The following is a 15332-nucleotide window of genomic DNA, read 5'->3' as shown; positions in this document are numbered from 1 at the left end:
GTGGCAGATGAAAGGATAATTGCGGCGTTGGATGTTCACTCGCTCGACGATATGCAAAGGTTGGTCGACAGGTTGGGCGACAGTATATCCTTTTATAAGGTCGGCATGGAGCTTTTTTACAGTGCCGGCCCCGAAACGATTCGTTATTTGAAAGGAAAGGGCAAACGCGTCTTTCTCGATCTGAAACTTCATGACATTCCCAATACGGTTGGGCAGAGCGTGCGGGCTTTGACTCGTCTCGGTGCCGATTTGATGACGCTTCATGCCGGCGGCGGCAGAGCCATGCTTGCGGCTGCCGCCGAAGCCGTTCGGTCGGAAGGGGCGGCCCGGGGCGGCGCCGTGCCGAAGCTATTGGCTGTGACCGTGCTGACCAGCATCGATGAAAAGTCCTGGCAGGAGACGGGCGCGAAATACGGAATTGCCGATTCCGTAAAGCGGTTGGCCGCGTTAGCGCATGAGTGCGGCATTGACGGTGTCGTTTCCTCACCGCATGAAGCATCGGCTATACGGCAGGCTGAGGGCGGCGGATTTCTTATCGTTACACCCGGTATCAGGCCGGCTTTTGCGCAGAGCAATGATCAGAAGCGAATTGCTTCGCCACAGCAGGCCTTGCGGGATGGCGCCGACTATCTGGTTATTGGCAGACCGATCACACAGGCTGACGATCCGAAGGCGGCGGCAGAAAAAATCTTAGCGGAAATTCAGGAGGCATAAACGATGATGACAGAAGCGGAAGTCAAGGCATTATTGGTGGAAACGAAGGCGGTCCTGGAAGGGCATTTTCTCTTGACCTCGGGGTTGCACAGCCCGCTTTATGTAGAAAAATTTAATGTTTTGCAGCACCCGGAATATACGGAACGACTCTGCAGAGACTTGGCGGAACGATTTCGCGATCAAGACGTACAGACTGTTATGGGGCCGATGACCGGCGGTATTCTTTTGGCTCACGAAGTGGGCAAAGCGTTGGGGACGAGGGCCATTTTTACGGAACGGGAAAAGGGCGTCATGACGTTGCGCCGCGGTTTTCGCATCGCGCCGGGCGAGCGGGTACTGGTCGTTGAAGATATTGTGACAACGGGCGGATCCGTTCAGGAAGTAGTCAACGTCGTCAAGGCTGCCGGCGGTATTGTTGTCGGTGTCGGGTTGCTCGTTGACCGCAGCGGCGGCAAGGCTGAATTCGGCGTACCGAAAGAACATGTACAGGCCTTGCTTCATTTGACCGTACCGACGTATGAGCCTTCTGCCTGTCCTCTTTGCAAGGAAGGTGTTCCGATGACGGAACGGGGCAGTCATCACATTAAATAACGTTTAGGAGATGCATCCATGGAGAGTCTATTTGCAGTATTGCCTTTTTTTAATGCCGGTCTGGCCGGCGCCGTTTTCGCCCGTTTTACAGGCGTCAATATGAGCGCGGCAGTGTTGTTGATCCTGTTGTACATGGGCGCAAAGCCTGTTGAAGCGGTTTCGGCAATGCTGATGTTCAATGCCTTCACCTATTTTACGATTTATACGCAGCGCCATGTAATGGGAATTAAAGATTTCGTTATTTTTCCCGGTTTTAAAATTATGATTCCCGTTTTGATTACGATTGCTGCTGCCGTTTTTAGCCCTTTTTTCGGTATTGTCTTCTTTGTGGCCGTTTTCTTGGCGGAAATCTTTGCCAAAATGTATCAAAGTATGGATGTCAAGGATAAGCCGGCTACCGCTTCATTGGCAAAGATGTGCGGTATCGCTGCCGTTTTGGCCCTTGGCGGCGTCGCCCTCGTTCGCTTCATGCCGGAAGATGGGTATTATATTTTTGTCGGGCTGGTCATTTTAGGCACGGCCGTGCTTGCCTGGCAGGGCGGCGATCGCCGTAAGTGGGAACGGGTTTGGGACCGACTTCTCTATGGCGGAGCCTTTCTTGTCGGTTTGGTTGGCATCGAGCTCACAGACTGGTTTGGAGCGCTTCAGCGATCGCGGCGGACGGAGCTTTTCAACGTGTATCCTATTGTCATCAATACGGCGGTTATAGTCGCCCTTGTTGGCGCGTATTTTCTTTACGGTTATTTTTCTCTGGGCGCGCTTTTTTCGACGATCGGTTCCGCCGTCGGCATCCGCCTCTTCGGGCTTTACGAGCACGGGACGAAAGGTCCGTTTTCGTATTTGGCGATTGGCCTGACCGTATTGGCCGTTCTGGTTTTCTGGCTGATTCAGCCGTCGCCGACAGGACTGCCGGAACTGCCGCTGATTGACAGTGAGCAACGTTTTTTCGATTGGTAGCGGACAGCAAGAAGGTATAACGCGGTGATTTTCGATGGAAAAGCGGAAATCACCGCGTTATTATGTTATGATAGGAAGGAAGTCAGGAGGTGTGTGCTGGTGAAAAATCATGATCTGCGCGGGTACTTGTGTGCCGGCGGCGGCGCCGTCATTTGGGGCCTTTCCGGCGTCGTAGGACAGTATCTGTTGGTCCATTACGATGTTACGGCATATTGGATCACGAGTGTGCGCATGGCCGGTGCCGGTGTTGTGCTCCTGGCCCTGACCGGCCGGCAGCTGCTGTCGCTGCGAAGTGCGGTGACTGAAGAACACCGCTTGCTGTTGCATTTGATCGGCTACGGAATTTTTGGGTTAATGCTCAGTCAGTTGGCTTTTTATTCGTGCATCCAATTTTCCAATGCCGGCACGGCAACGATCCTGCAAACGTTAAGCGTCGTCATGATGGCCGTCATCGTTTGCTTTACTGCCGGACGCCGTCCTTACGGCAGAGAGTCCCTTTCCATCCTGTTAGCTCTCGTCGGAGTCTTTCTGATATCGACACACGGGGACTGGCGGCAAGTCGTCTTATCGCCGTTGGCCCTGACGTGGGGACTGCTGGCCGCTGTCGGCTGTGTCTGTTATTCTTTTCTGGCTATTTCCCTGGTCAGGCGCTGGGGCAGCATCGTTGTTAACGCATTGGGAATGCTTATTGGCGGTCTGGCCTTGGCCGCCGTCATTCAGCCGTGGCGCTCATTGCCGTCTTTTGACGGGGCGGCATGGGGGCTTTTTGCCGCTATCATCCTGATCGGCACGGTACTGACGTATATTCTTTTTTTGCGTGGCGTCGGTGATATCGGTCCCATCAAGGCGACGCTTTTGGGGACACTTGAACCCCTTTCGTCAGCCCTCTGTTCGGCGATTTTTCTGGGGACCGTCTTTCAGCCTGCCGAACTGATCGGGTTTGTCTGTATTATACTGACTGTGTTTTTAGTTATGGCACAGAAGCGTGTCACCGGATAGGAGCGTAGAGCATGACGGAACGGGAACGGATGGAAGCGGGAAAATTGTATGTTCCGCAAGGCGAAGAACTGCGTCGGCTTTACGACAGAGCCAAAAAGCTGACGGGAGTGATCAATAATCCCCTGGAACACGATGAAGAGCGGCGTAAGGCGAATTTTCGGGAACTCTTCGGAGCTATTGGCGAGCGTTTTTGGATCGCGCCGCCTTTTTATTGCGATTACGGGTATACGATTCATATCGGCGACGGTTTTGCTGCCAATTACGGCTGCGTCATCATTGATGTCGCTGCAGTGACTATCGGGAACAATGTCCTGCTGGGACCGCAGGTCGGGATTTATACGGCAGGGCATCCGCTCGCGGCTGCCGTACGGCGACGCGGTCTGGAGTTCGGCAGGCCGGTCGTCATTGGCGATGATGTTTGGATCGGCGGTCACAGCACGGTCAATCCGGGCGTTACGATCGGCAGCAATGTTGTCATCGGATCGGGCTCGGTCGTTACCAGGGACATCCCCGATCAGGTTGTCGCTGCCGGCAATCCCTGCCGTGTTCTGCGCCCGTTGACGGCGGCGGACGAGGCGTATTGGCAGCAACTGGCTGACCGGTACGGAGCGGACGGATAAAAGTGAGAAAGGCGGCCGAGTAGGGCGGTGTCCCGGCTTTTATGTATTTGCCGACAGACAGTAAAGTTTTTCTTGACTTTAGTGACAGATATCTTTAAAATATAACGAGAATAGGAAGCAGTCCCGAGAGGCTGTTCGATTCGATCTTTACATGCTTGTACCTTTAATGTAGTCCAGTGAGGCTAAAAAGGGACATATTTTGTCGTGTCTGTTAATATGACCTTTGCCCAGGGCGAAGGTCTTTTTTTGTACAAAGGAGGATTTCCATGAGTCTGTTGCAAGGCAAGAGTCTGTTGGGATTGCAGGGTGCAACGCGAGAAGAAATCGAACTGATCTTGCGCGCCGCCGCCAGGATGAAAGCTGTCGTGAACAGCGGAAATAAGAAGTTGCCCCTCCTGCGGGGGAAGTCGGTCGTCAATATGTTTTTTGAACCGAGCACGCGGACGAGCGGATCCTTTGAAATGGCAGCCAACTATCTCGATGCCAGCGTGGTGAATTTTACGCCGTGCGGCAGTTCGCTGGTCAAAGGCGAAAGCTTTCGCGACACCTTGCTGACCGTTACGGCTATGGGCGTCGACGCTATCGTCATGCGTCACAAGCAGGAAGGCTCGCCACTTTTTGCGCATCAGTGCGTGGATCCTGTTATCATTAACGCCGGTGACGGCGCCCACGAGCATCCGACGCAGGCACTGCTGGATCTCTATACGATACAAGAAGTGAAAGGGCGCATTGACGGCTTGAAAGTCGTCATCGTCGGCGATATCGATCACAGCCGCGTGGCTCGTTCCAACGTTTACGGCTTGAAGACAATGGGCGCCGATGTTCACCTTGTCGGCCCGCGCACGTTGTTGCAGCCGGAACTGGCCGTGGCTCTCGGCGTCACCTTCCATTATGATCTGGACGAAGCCCTTGAAGGTGCTGATGTCATCAACGTTCTGCGGATTCAGAAAGAGCGGCAAGGCGCCGGCTTTTTCCCCAGCGATGGTGAGTATTACAGTCAATTCGGCATTAATGCGGTACGGCTGCAAACAGCGAAAAAAGACGTTCTCATTCTGCACCCGGGACCGATGAATCGCGGTTTGGAAATCGGTACGGACATTTGTTACGGCAGCCATTCGTCCATTCAGGAACAGGTCAAGAACGGCTTGTGCGTACGCATGGCGGTACTTTATTTAACGATTATAGGAGGAGACGAAAATGGCATTACTCGTTAAGAACGGCAGAGTGATCAATCCGGCGTTACAGACGGACGATATTTGCGATATCTTGATCGACGACGGCAAATTCCAAGCCGTCGGCAAACATCTTCAGGCTGACGGCGCCGTTGTTTTCGATGCATCCGGACTTGTCGTGGCGCCGGGCTTTATCGATATGCATGTTCATTTACGTCAACCTGGACAGTCCGGTAAAGAAACGATCGCCAGCGGTACGCAGGCGGCTGCCGCCGGCGGCATTACACGAGTTGTCACAATGCCGAATACGGATCCCGTTATTGACAAGGCGATTATCGTTGAAGGCTTGAAATACAAGGCGGAACGAGAAGGCGTCGTGAAAGTGGACGTCATCGGAGCGCTCTCGAAAAATCAGGAAGGAAAAGAACTGTCGGCAATGGGGGCTATGGCCGATGCCGGCGCCGTCGCTTTTTCCGACGACGGGCATTATGTGGAAAGCGCCGATTTCATGCGTAAGGCTATGGAATATGCCGATATGCTCCACAAGCTTGTCATTGACCATTGCGAAGACGGCAGCCTTGTTGCCGGCGGCTGTATGCATGAAGGCGCCGTCTCCAACGAGCTTGGCCTGAAAGGGCGTCCGGCTGTGGCTGAAGACATTTCCGTCGCCCGTGACATTCTTTTGGCGGAAGCGACGCATGCTGCCGTCCATATTGCGCACATCAGCACGAAGAACGCCGTCGATATGGTGCGTCGGGCCAAGGCGAAAGGGATCCGTGTCACGGCGGAAGCAACGCCGCAGCATATGATTCTTACCGATGAAGCGCTGCGCGGCTTTGATCCGCGTTTCAAGGTCAACCCGCCGTTGCGGTCGGAAGAACATCGTGCCGCTGTCGTTGCCGGATTGCTCGACGGCACGATCGATGCCATTGTTACCGATCATGCGCCGCATACGTGGGAAGAAAAGGACCGTTCGCTGAATTTGGCGCCGAGCGGTTTTGTCGGTTTGGAAACGAGCGTTGGCACGGTGCTGACCTATCTGTACCATACGGGCAGTGTCGATTTGACGACTATCGTCCGCGCCATGTCGACGGCACAAGCCGAGATTCTGGGTCTTGACGCCGGCGTCATTGCCGTCGGCAAAGCCGCCGACTTGACCATCCTTGATCTGCATAAAGAATGGGTTGTCGATTCGGGGACATTTTATTCGAAAGGCAAATCGACGCCTTTCGACGACATGATTTTGAAGGGGAAGGCTGTCGCAACGATTGTTGACGGTGAAATTGTCATGAAGGACGGGGAGGTATTGCGATGAAGGGAAGACTCATCTTAGAAAATGGACAGCAATTTTGCGGCGATATGCTGACTGCTGCCGCAACGGTCGGCGAAGTCGTTTTCAATACGGGCATGACGGGGTATCAGGAAACGTTTACGGATCCGTCTTATGCCGGGCAGATCATCACCTTGACGTATCCGCTTATCGGTAATTACGGCCTCTTTCATGAGATTGAACAGGCTGACAGACCGTATGCGGCCGGGTTTATCGTCAGTGAGCTTTGCGATGCGCCGAGCAATTGGCAGAATGAAGGTCCCCTGGCGACCTTTATTATGACCCATCACATTACCTGTCTCTACCATGTCGATACGCGGGCCATTACCCGAGCAATCCGCAGCCATGGCGTCATGAAGGGCGTTATCGTACCTGATACGATGATGGAAGAAGCGGTAAAGGAGCTGTTTGATACGCCGCTGGAAACGCAGCTTATCGCGCGAGTTTCGACGAAGCAGGTCAAACAGCGGGGGAATGGGCAGTATCACGTCGCCGTCATGGACTACGGTGCCAAAGATAATATTTTGCGTGATCTCATTAGAAATGATTGCCGCATTACCGTTTTTCCCCATGATACGAAAGCGGAAGACGTTTTAGCCGTCCGGCCTGACGGTATTTTCCTTTCCAACGGCCCCGGCGATCCGGCAGATGTGCCGCAGTGCTATGAGGAAGTAAAAAAAATGATCGGCAAAAAGCCGATTTTCGGTATTTGCATGGGGCTTCAACTTTTGGGGCTGGCTCTCGGCGGCCAGGCGAAAAAGCTGGCTTTCGGCCATCGCGGGTCCAATCATCCCGTTAAAGATGTGCAGACGGGACGGGTCTATATTACGTCCCAGAACCACGGTTATATCATTGACGAAACGACGTTGCCGGAAGGCGTTACCGTGACGCATCGCAGCCTTCACGACAATACCCTGGAGGGCTTTGTGTATCCGGAAAAACGGATCATGTGCGTCCAATATCATCCGGAAGCATCGCCGGGACCGACTGATAACTTGTATCTGTTTGGACAATTTATCCAGATGATGGAGGGAAACTAAGATGGCAGCTGAATTAAAGAAGGTTCTCGTAATCGGATCGGGGCCGATTATTATCGGTCAGGCCGCTGAATTTGACTATGCCGGCACACAGGCCTGCCGTTCGCTGAAAGAAGAAGGATTGGAGGTCGTCCTGATCAACAGTAATCCGGCGACGATCATGACTGACGAAGATATTGCCGACCGTGTCTATGTAGAGCCGATTTCCCTGGACTATGTTACGGAGGTCATTGAAAAGGAACGGCCAGATGGCCTTCTGGCAACGCTCGGCGGACAGGTCGGCTTGAATATGGCCGTTCAACTGTCCACTGCCGGCGTGCTGGAAAAATATAATGTCCGCCTTTTGGGGACCGATCTGAGCGCGATTCAGGAAGCGGAAGACCGGGAACTGTTCAAAAAAGCGATGAACGACATTCATCAGCCCGTGCCGGAAAGCGATATTTTTGAAGACGTGACTGCGGTTATCGACTTTGCCGACAAGATCGGTTATCCGATTATCGTGCGGCCCGCGTATACCTTGGGCGGCACCGGCGGCGGCATCGCTCATGACGAAGAGGAACTGTTCATGATCGCCACGCGAGGGATCAAGCTCAGCCCGATTAATCAGATCCTCGTTGAACGGTCCGTAGCGGGTTGGAAGGAAATCGAATATGAAGTCATGCGTGACAAGGCGGATAACTGCATTATCGTCTGCAATATGGAAAATATCGATCCCGTCGGCGTGCATACCGGTGATTCCATCGTCGTGGCGCCGAGTCAGACGCTGAATGATTTGCAGTATCAGATGCTGCGGACGGCGTCGCTCGACATTATTCGCCGCCTGAAGATTGAAGGCGGCTGCAACGTGCAGTATGCCTTGGATCCGAACAGCAATCAGTACTATGTTATTGAAGTAAACCCCCGAGTCAGCCGTTCATCGGCGCTTGCGTCCAAGGCTACGGGCTATCCCATTGCCAAGGTGGCCGCCAAGGTCGCGACAGGCAAAACGTTGGATGAAATCATGAATGCCGTTACGGGTAAGACGACGGCTTGTTTCGAACCGGCCTTGGATTACTGTGTCGTCAAATTTCCGCGTTGGCCCTTTGAAAAGTTCGCCCTTGCCGATCGCACGTTAGGAACGCAGATGAAGGCGACCGGTGAAGTCATGGCCCTAGACCGGACCTTCGAAGGAGCGCTGCTCAAGGCCGTCCGTTCGCTGGAAATCGGGGTCAATTACGTATCGCTGAAAAAGCTTGAAAGCAAATCGCTCATCGATATTGTGGAACTGCTGCAAAAGCAGGATGACGAGCGGATCTTTGTCGTGATTCAGGCGCTCCGCCTCGGCATTAGCGCTGAAAAAATTCATTTTATCACAGGGTATGACTTATGGTTCCTGCGCAAATTGATGAATATCGTTTCCTTGGAAGAACGGCTGAAAAAAGAAGGGTTGACGACGGAAGCCGTCGCCTTGGCAAAGAAATACAGTATGCCTGATGCCGTTATTGGCGCCTTTACCGGCAAGACGGAAGAAGAAGTGCGGGAGTTCCGCGTCGGCAGAGAGATTTGCCCGACCTTCAAGATGGTCGATACTTGCGCTGCCGAATTCGAAGCGGCGACGCCGTACTATTACTCGTGTTACGCCGGAGAAGATGAGGTCAAGCCGCTCGGCAGGAAGAGCGTCATCGTTATCGGTTCCGGCCCGATCCGTATCGGACAGGGCATTGAATTCGATTATTGCTCCGTTCACTCCGCCTGGGCCTTGCGCAACGCCGGCATGAACAGCATCATCGTCAATAATAATCCGGAAACGGTCAGTACCGATTTCGATACGTCGGACAGCTTGTATTTTGAACCGCTTACGGTAGAAGACGTCATGGCCGTTGTCGACAAGGAAAAGCCCGTCGGTGTTATTTGCCAATTCGGCGGTCAGACGGCGATCAATCTGGCGGCTCCGCTGGCGGCGCGGGGCGTTACCGTTCTCGGGACTTCCGTCGATGGGATGGATCGGGCCGAAGACCGGGAACGGTTCGATGAACTCTTGGCGAAATTGAATATTCCCAGGCCGGCGGGACGCATCGCTACGAGTGATACGGAAGCCCTGTCGGTTGCAAAGGAACTGGAGTTTCCGCTTATCGTCCGCCCGTCGTACGTTCTCGGCGGCAGAGCCATGGAAATCGTCTATACGGAAGCTGAATTGGAACGCTATCTTCGCGAAGCCGTCATCGCTTCGCCGGATCATCCGATCCTGATTGATGAATATATGGTTGGCCGTGAAGTGGAAGTTGACGCCATTTCGGATGGAAAAGACGTCTTCATTCCCGGTATCATGGAACAAGTCGAACGGGCCGGCGTTCATTCCGGCGATTCTATCGCCGTTTATCCGCCGCAGCATCTTTCTGCGGCTACAATCGACAAGATTGTCGATTATACGACGCGCATTACGCTGGAATTGGGTGTGAAAGGAAGCGTCAATATTCAGTTCGTCGTGGCCAAAGGGAAGCTGTATATTATTGAAGTCAATCCGCGTTCGAGCCGTACTGTGCCGTTCCTCAGCAAGGTTACTCACGTGCCGATGGTTGAACTGGCGACGCGCATTGCTTTAGGCGAAACGCTGCAGTCCATGGGGATCGTCGGCGGCCTTTTGCCGCCGCGCGGTCACGTTGCGGCGAAAGCTCCGGTATTCTCCTTCAGCAAAATCGGCTTGGCTGAAATCGCTTTGGGGCCTGAAATGAAGTCGACAGGGGAAGTCATGGGGATCGGCAAGACCTATTCCGAAGCGTTATACAAAGCCGTCAGCGGCGCTAAGATGAGAATTCCCGCAGGCGGTACGATTCTGGTGACCGTTGCCGACAGGGACAAGGAAGAAGCGTTGGCATTGGCCAAGGGATTCCGGGATCTGGGTTATCATATCATTGCCACGGAAGGGACGGGAAAGTATTTTAACGATAACGCCTTTACTGTGGACGTCGTCCGCAAGATTCATGAATCGGGACAGAATATTGCCAGCTTAATCCGTAACGGCAAGATTGATCTCGTCGTCAACACTTTGACGGCAGGTAAGCATCCTGAACGCGACGGCTTCAATCTGCGCCGTATGGCTGTTGAACTGGCGGTTCCGTGCCTGACGTCGCTCGATACGGCCAGAGAAGTTCTGCGCGTCTTTGCCAATAAGGGAAAAGGCGACGGTTATCACCGGGTTGCGGCATTGCAGGACTACGATCTGGATGAATAATTTAACAGAGTATGGTCTGGAGAACTCTTCACGGCAGCGTGGGGAGTTCTCGCCGTATGTACGATAATGAAACGGGTTAGTAACGGGTCTTGAAAAAAAGGTTTGACAAAAATAAAAAATGCAACTATAATGAATAAAAATTCAATATTAGCTAAAGGTAAAGCATGTATACTACAAGCGTGGAAGGAGCCGATAATGAAAACAAAGGTGTTTATCAACGGACATGAAGGGACGACGGGACTGCGGATTCACGATCGCCTGAAAAGCAGAGACGATATCGAATTGATTTCCATTGACGATGAACTGCGAAAGGATCCGAAGGCGGTTAAGGACTGTTTGGCTGCTGCCGACATCGCGTTTCTTTGCTTGCCTGACGGGGCGGCAAGGGAAGCGGCCGTATTGGCGGAGGATCTCTCGGTGCGCCTTATCGATACGTCGACGGCGCATCGGACGGCGGCGGGATGGATCTACGGGTTTCCCGAATTGTCGGCAACGCAGCGTGCGGCTATTGCCGCCGGCAAGCGCATCGCCAATCCCGGATGTCACGCCAGCGGTGTTATTGCCGCTGTGCAGCCGTTGATAGCAGCCGGTGTTATGGCCGCTGACTATCCTGTAACCGCCTATTCCCTTACCGGTTACAGCGGCGGCGGCAGAAAAATGATAGAACAATACGAAGGGCCTGACAGAACGGCAGCATTTTCGGCGCCGCGCCAGTATGGGCTCAATCAGATGCATAAACATTTACCGGAGATGAAAAAATTTTCCGGTCTCCAGTATGAACCTGCATTTACACCCGTCGTTGCCGATTATTACAGCGGCATGGAAGTAACGGTGCCGATTTTTACGAGACTGCTGCAAAAAAAGGTCGGCTGCCGGGATATTTGGCAGTTGTATAGCGAACATTACGGCGACAGTCCGTTTATCCGTGTCGCCGCTGTCGATGATGCCAAGAGACTTGTCGGCGCCAATGCGTTGGCGGGATACGATGATATGGAGATACTGATCAGCGGTAATGATGAACGAATCGTTATCACGACGTTGTTTGATAATTTAGGAAAAGGGGCGTCCGGCGCCGCTATCGAAAATATGAACTATATGATCGGAGCCGAGGCGACAACGGGGTTGAAGCTACATCGTTGAAGAAAGGTGGAATGAAGATGAACGGCATAGGTGCAACAAAGTTGCCGCAGGGGTTTCGTTCATCCGTTACGTACAGCGGGATGGACAGCAGGCTTAAGGTGGATACGGCCATGATTCGCAGCGAAAAGGAATGTTATCTTCTTCGTTCCGTCCATACGCGGATTTCCTGTACGATGACGAAGGTGCTTATCTGGCATCATGGGATTGCTTTGCCGCAGGGACGACGCGGCAGCGAGATTACCGGGCAGCTTTGTGCGGCGGCCGATGCTGCCGCCGGCGTGCATGGATCCGCTTTGCTTGCCAGCGGATCCGCCGCAGGGCACTTTCGGCCGTCCCGGCTTGTGGACAGTTTTCCTTCACTGGCTGCCGATCTGAACGATGACGGCGCGGAGGCGTTGGCCTCCATATCGGCAGGAAAGATATTGACCGTCAGCGGCTGCGGATCTCACGTCATGGCCGTCGTTGCGGCGCCGACTGTTGCCGGCAAAGGGGTTGCGCTCTTTTTGACCGATACGGGCTTATCGGGCGAAGAGGCGGGAATTGTCTGGCGAAATTTGACAGATCGCTATGACTTTCACGATTATGATGCGGTTTTGATGGCTGTGGCTGCAGAGCGGCAGCCGCACTTGTTTGCTGCAGACGCCTTGGCGTTGGCGCTGGAATCGATGGGTGTGAAAAGATGCTGCAGAACGGCAAGTTAAAAGCCGGCGGCGGAGCGGGGGGAAGAACATGACAATGAGTACAGGTGGTTCGACAATAACAAATGCGGATAAAGCGGCGATTTTAACCGATGCCTTACCGTATATCAAGCGGTATAACGGGAAGATTATCGTCGTCAAGTACGGCGGCAATGCCATGACGAACGATCCGTTGAAACAATCGGTTATGGGGGATTTGGTGCTGCTGAGTCTGATCGGCGTCAAGGTCGTTCTCGTTCACGGCGGCGGCCCGCATATAAAAGAAACGCTCGACAAACTGGGAATAGAGTCGAAGTTTCTTGACGGTTTGCGCGTAACTGATGAAGAAACGATGAAAGTCGTACAAATGGTATTGGCCGGACAGGTCAATAAAGATCTGGTCAACCTTTTGGGACTGATGGGCGGTAAGGCAGTCGGCCTTTGCGGTCTGGATGATCAAATGATACAAGTCAAGAAGCAAAGCGACGAACTGGGACTGGTCGGAGAAATCACGCATATTGACGTATCCCTGATTAAGGATAACCTGGAAAAAGGGTACATTCCCGTCATTTCCACGATCGGTACCGATCTGAAAGGAAAAGCGTATAATATTAACGCCGATACGGCAGCTGCGGAAATTGCCGGTGCGTTGCACGCGGAATGCATGATTTCCATGACCAATATTGATGGTGTTCTTGCCGATCCGCATGACGCCTCCACCTTGCTCAAAGAAATCACATTGCAGCAGGCGGCGGAATTAAAGCGAGACGGCACGATTGCCGGCGGTATGATTCCGAAAGTGAAGTGCTGTACCGACGCCGTGCAGGCCGGCGTAAAACGTGTTTTCATCGTGAACGGCACGGTTCCTCATGCTATTTTGATTGAGCTGCTGACGGCAGAGGGGCTGGGGACGATGGTTGTTGAGCAGCATGTTGATGACGGAGAGGGAGCGCTATGATGATGCGGAACTATAAGGAATTGGATAAGGAATATATCGTTAATGTGTACAATCGTCTGGATGTCGTCCTGGATCACGGTAAAGGCGCCGTATTGTATGATACGGACGGTAAAGAATATATCGATCTGAGTGCCGGTATTGCCGTCAACGTTTTCGGCGTCTCCGACGATGCCTGGCAGGCGGCCGTTATTGCGCAGCTGCAGAAATTAAGTCATATTTCCAATGTGTTTTATACAGAGCCGCAGGTGCTGTTGGCGGAAAAACTCTGCCAGCGGACGGGAATGAAAAAGGTGTTCTTTTCCAATTCCGGCGCCGAATCCAATGAATGTGCCATTAAAGCGGCGCGGAAGTATTCGCATGATAAGTATGGCGACGGCAGGCATACGATCATTACGCTGAAAAACAGCTTTCACGGCAGAACGATGGCGACGTTGTCCGCTACCGGTCAGGATTCCCTGCATCAGGATTTCGGTCCCTTTGTAGATGGTTTCGTTTATGCCGATGCCGACGATTTCAATTCCGTTAAAGCGCTGGCGGAGAAAAACGACGTTTGCGCCGTCATGATGGAGCTCGTTCAGGGAGAGGGCGGCGTCAGGGCTTTGGATCGGGATTTTGTCCAAGCTACGGCCGCTTACGCCAAGGTGCATGATATGTTACTGATTATCGATGAAGTACAGACCGGTAACGGCAGGACCGGCGCGCTGTATGCGTATATGAATTACGGTATCCAACCCGATATCGTATCTACGGCCAAGGCCCTCGGCGGCGGCTTGCCTTTGGGGGCGACACTGTTTGCCGCGTCGTGCGCCGCAACGCTTGACAGCCACAGTCACGGGTCCACGTTCGGCGGTAATCCGATCTGTGCCGCTGGCGCCTGCAATATTATTGACCGGATTGACGATGCGCTGCTGCAGGACGTAAAGGCGAAAGGCGCGTATATCAAGGAAGAACTGGCGCGTTGCAAGCATGTTCAGTTTGTTTCCGGCATGGGCATGATGATCGGCGTCAAGACGGACAAAGAGTTAACCCAACTCGTCAGCAACTGTATTGACGAAGGCCTTTTGGTATTGACGGCGAACGATTTGCTCCGGCTCCTGCCGCCGCTGAATATTCCTATGGACGTGTTGAAACGGGCTGTCGAGAAATTGAAGAAAATTATCGACGCGTAAATCAAAAGGGACAGGCAAGAGACTACTTGCCTGTCCCTTTTATGCGTTGCACCAGATCTTTGCTGCTGCGCCGGACTGTTTGCAGCGGCTTTTTATGCTGCACGGGAGTTGAAAATCGTTTCTCTGTGCAGTATGATCATACTATACTGGCGCGATTGCCTGCGCTATATACAGATCATCTGTAAAATAAAGGAGAGAATTGCGATGAAGGGAAAGCAGATAGGCTTATTCTGTTGTACCGTGGTGATGGCGGCAGTGTTGCTGGCCGGCTGCGGCACAACGGACGATGGCGCTAAAGCGTCGAAGCCGGGAGACAGTGCACAAACTGCTGTCGCCGATTTAGGCAAGAGTAAAGACGGCACGTATACGGCAGAAAGCTCCGCTGACGACAAGTTGGGTAAGACAGATGTGGCGATTACCGTGCGGAATCACAAGATTACCGGCGTTGTCGTTAAGGGGATAGATAGAGACGGTAAGATAAAAGATGAAACGTACGGTAAGAATTTAGGCGAAGATCGCTATAAACGGGCGCAAACAGCGTATCGGTCCATGAAAATGTATGGCGATGACCTCGTCAAAACGCAGTCTGTCGATGCCGTTGACGCTGTGGCTGGGGCGACCGTCTCGCATACGCAGTTTGTCGAAGCGGCGCGGAAAGCCTTAGTTGACGCACAGAAATAGAGGGGAAGATAGTGGCTAGCCGCGCTGCCGATTGCAGCGAGGGTCGGCGCTTGTTTTTGGCTTACTTTGCGCCGTT

14 protein-coding genes are annotated in these 15332 nt (G+C 53.1%); all 14 read left to right on the top strand.

Annotation, left to right across the window (positions count from 1 at the left end; all coding sequences use genetic code 11):
• Nucleotides 1-714 carry an orotidine-5'-phosphate decarboxylase gene (gene pyrF, locus C0977_RS10150; protein WP_101913321.1) on the top strand — a complete coding sequence of 238 codons (714 nt, stop codon included), beginning with the start codon at nucleotides 1-3 and terminating at the stop codon, nucleotides 712-714.
• Between the two features lie 3 nt (nucleotides 715-717).
• Nucleotides 718-1305, top strand: a complete 588-nt coding sequence (gene pyrE / locus C0977_RS10145) for an orotate phosphoribosyltransferase (protein WP_023053234.1) — start codon at nucleotides 718-720, stop codon at nucleotides 1303-1305.
• An 18-nt stretch (nucleotides 1306-1323) separates the two neighbouring features.
• Nucleotides 1324-2262 carry a hypothetical protein gene (locus tag C0977_RS10140; RefSeq protein WP_101913306.1) on the top strand — a complete coding sequence of 313 codons (939 nt, stop codon included), beginning with the start codon at nucleotides 1324-1326 and terminating at the stop codon, nucleotides 2260-2262.
• A gap of 99 nt (nucleotides 2263-2361) precedes the next feature.
• Complete coding sequence (locus tag C0977_RS10135) at nucleotides 2362-3261, top strand: DMT family transporter (RefSeq protein WP_234987646.1); 900 nt, start codon at nucleotides 2362-2364, stop codon at nucleotides 3259-3261.
• Between the two features lie 11 nt (nucleotides 3262-3272).
• Entirely contained in the window at nucleotides 3273-3881 is a 609-nt protein-coding gene (locus C0977_RS10130; protein ID WP_101913305.1) for a sugar O-acetyltransferase, read from the top strand.
• Between the two features lie 266 nt (nucleotides 3882-4147).
• Nucleotides 4148-5095 carry an aspartate carbamoyltransferase catalytic subunit gene (locus C0977_RS10125; protein WP_101913304.1) on the top strand — a complete coding sequence of 316 codons (948 nt, stop codon included), beginning with the start codon at nucleotides 4148-4150 and terminating at the stop codon, nucleotides 5093-5095.
• Nucleotides 5079-6368, top strand: coding sequence for a dihydroorotase (locus tag C0977_RS10120; protein ID WP_101913303.1), 1290 nt, complete (start codon nucleotides 5079-5081; stop codon nucleotides 6366-6368). The genes C0977_RS10125 and C0977_RS10120 overlap by 17 nt, the downstream gene beginning before the upstream one ends.
• A complete protein-coding gene (locus C0977_RS10115; protein ID WP_101913302.1) occupies nucleotides 6365-7423 on the top strand; it encodes a carbamoyl phosphate synthase small subunit in 1059 nt (352 codons plus the stop codon). The genes C0977_RS10120 and C0977_RS10115 overlap by 4 nt, the downstream gene beginning before the upstream one ends.
• Nucleotide 7424: 1 nt before the next feature.
• Complete coding sequence (carB, locus tag C0977_RS10110) at nucleotides 7425-10631, top strand: carbamoyl-phosphate synthase large subunit (protein WP_101913301.1); 3207 nt, start codon at nucleotides 7425-7427, stop codon at nucleotides 10629-10631.
• Between the two features lie 195 nt (nucleotides 10632-10826).
• Nucleotides 10827-11771, top strand: a complete 945-nt coding sequence (gene argC / locus C0977_RS10105; protein WP_101913300.1) for an N-acetyl-gamma-glutamyl-phosphate reductase — start codon at nucleotides 10827-10829, stop codon at nucleotides 11769-11771.
• A 17-nt stretch (nucleotides 11772-11788) separates the two neighbouring features.
• Entirely contained in the window at nucleotides 11789-12472 is a 684-nt protein-coding gene (locus C0977_RS10100; protein ID WP_101913299.1) for a hypothetical protein, read from the top strand.
• A gap of 28 nt (nucleotides 12473-12500) precedes the next feature.
• On the top strand, nucleotides 12501-13406 hold the full coding sequence (argB, locus tag C0977_RS10095) for an acetylglutamate kinase (RefSeq protein ID WP_234987645.1): 906 nt from the start codon (nucleotides 12501-12503) through the stop codon (nucleotides 13404-13406).
• Nucleotides 13406-14575: an acetylornithine/succinylornithine family transaminase gene (locus C0977_RS10090; protein ID WP_101913319.1), complete on the top strand. Its 1170-nt coding sequence runs from the start codon at nucleotides 13406-13408 to the stop codon at nucleotides 14573-14575. Before argB ends, C0977_RS10090 begins: the two co-directional genes overlap by 1 nt.
• Before the next feature lie 204 nt (nucleotides 14576-14779).
• Nucleotides 14780-15256 (top strand): FMN-binding protein, encoded by a 477-nt coding sequence (locus C0977_RS10085; RefSeq protein WP_159459059.1) that lies wholly within the window; start codon nucleotides 14780-14782, stop codon nucleotides 15254-15256.
• Nucleotides 15257-15332: the final 76 nt, after the last annotated feature.

It is taken from the genome of Megasphaera vaginalis (ex Bordigoni et al. 2020) (assembly GCF_900240295.1).
GTDB classification, from domain to species: Bacteria; Bacillota; Negativicutes; order Veillonellales; family Megasphaeraceae; genus Megasphaera; species Megasphaera vaginalis.
The sequence above is the reverse complement of the archived record's forward strand: the minus strand, read 5'-3'. Positions and strand labels throughout refer to the sequence as shown.

What these genes read in the sequence shown, in the direction of transcription:
- pyrE (WP_023053234.1), top strand. Translation starts at nt 718, where the DNA reads ATGATGACAGAAGCGGAAGTCAAGGCATTATTGGTGGAAACGAAGGCG.
- C0977_RS10140 (WP_101913306.1), top strand. Translation starts at nt 1,324, where the DNA reads ATGGAGAGTCTATTTGCAGTATTGCCTTTTTTTAATGCCGGTCTGGCC.
- C0977_RS10130 (WP_101913305.1), top strand. Translation starts at nt 3,273, where the DNA reads ATGACGGAACGGGAACGGATGGAAGCGGGAAAATTGTATGTTCCGCAA.
- C0977_RS10125 (WP_101913304.1), top strand. Translation starts at nt 4,148, where the DNA reads ATGAGTCTGTTGCAAGGCAAGAGTCTGTTGGGATTGCAGGGTGCAACG.
- C0977_RS10120 (WP_101913303.1), top strand. Translation starts at nt 5,079, where the DNA reads ATGGCATTACTCGTTAAGAACGGCAGAGTGATCAATCCGGCGTTACAG.
- C0977_RS10115 (WP_101913302.1), top strand. Translation starts at nt 6,365, where the DNA reads ATGAAGGGAAGACTCATCTTAGAAAATGGACAGCAATTTTGCGGCGAT.
- carB (WP_101913301.1), top strand. Translation starts at nt 7,425, where the DNA reads ATGGCAGCTGAATTAAAGAAGGTTCTCGTAATCGGATCGGGGCCGATT.
- argC (WP_101913300.1), top strand. Translation starts at nt 10,827, where the DNA reads ATGAAAACAAAGGTGTTTATCAACGGACATGAAGGGACGACGGGACTG.
- C0977_RS10100 (WP_101913299.1), top strand. Translation starts at nt 11,789, where the DNA reads ATGAACGGCATAGGTGCAACAAAGTTGCCGCAGGGGTTTCGTTCATCC.
- argB (WP_234987645.1), top strand. Translation starts at nt 12,501, where the DNA reads ATGACAATGAGTACAGGTGGTTCGACAATAACAAATGCGGATAAAGCG.
- C0977_RS10090 (WP_101913319.1), top strand. Translation starts at nt 13,406, where the DNA reads ATGATGCGGAACTATAAGGAATTGGATAAGGAATATATCGTTAATGTG.
- C0977_RS10085 (WP_159459059.1), top strand. Translation starts at nt 14,780, where the DNA reads ATGAAGGGAAAGCAGATAGGCTTATTCTGTTGTACCGTGGTGATGGCG.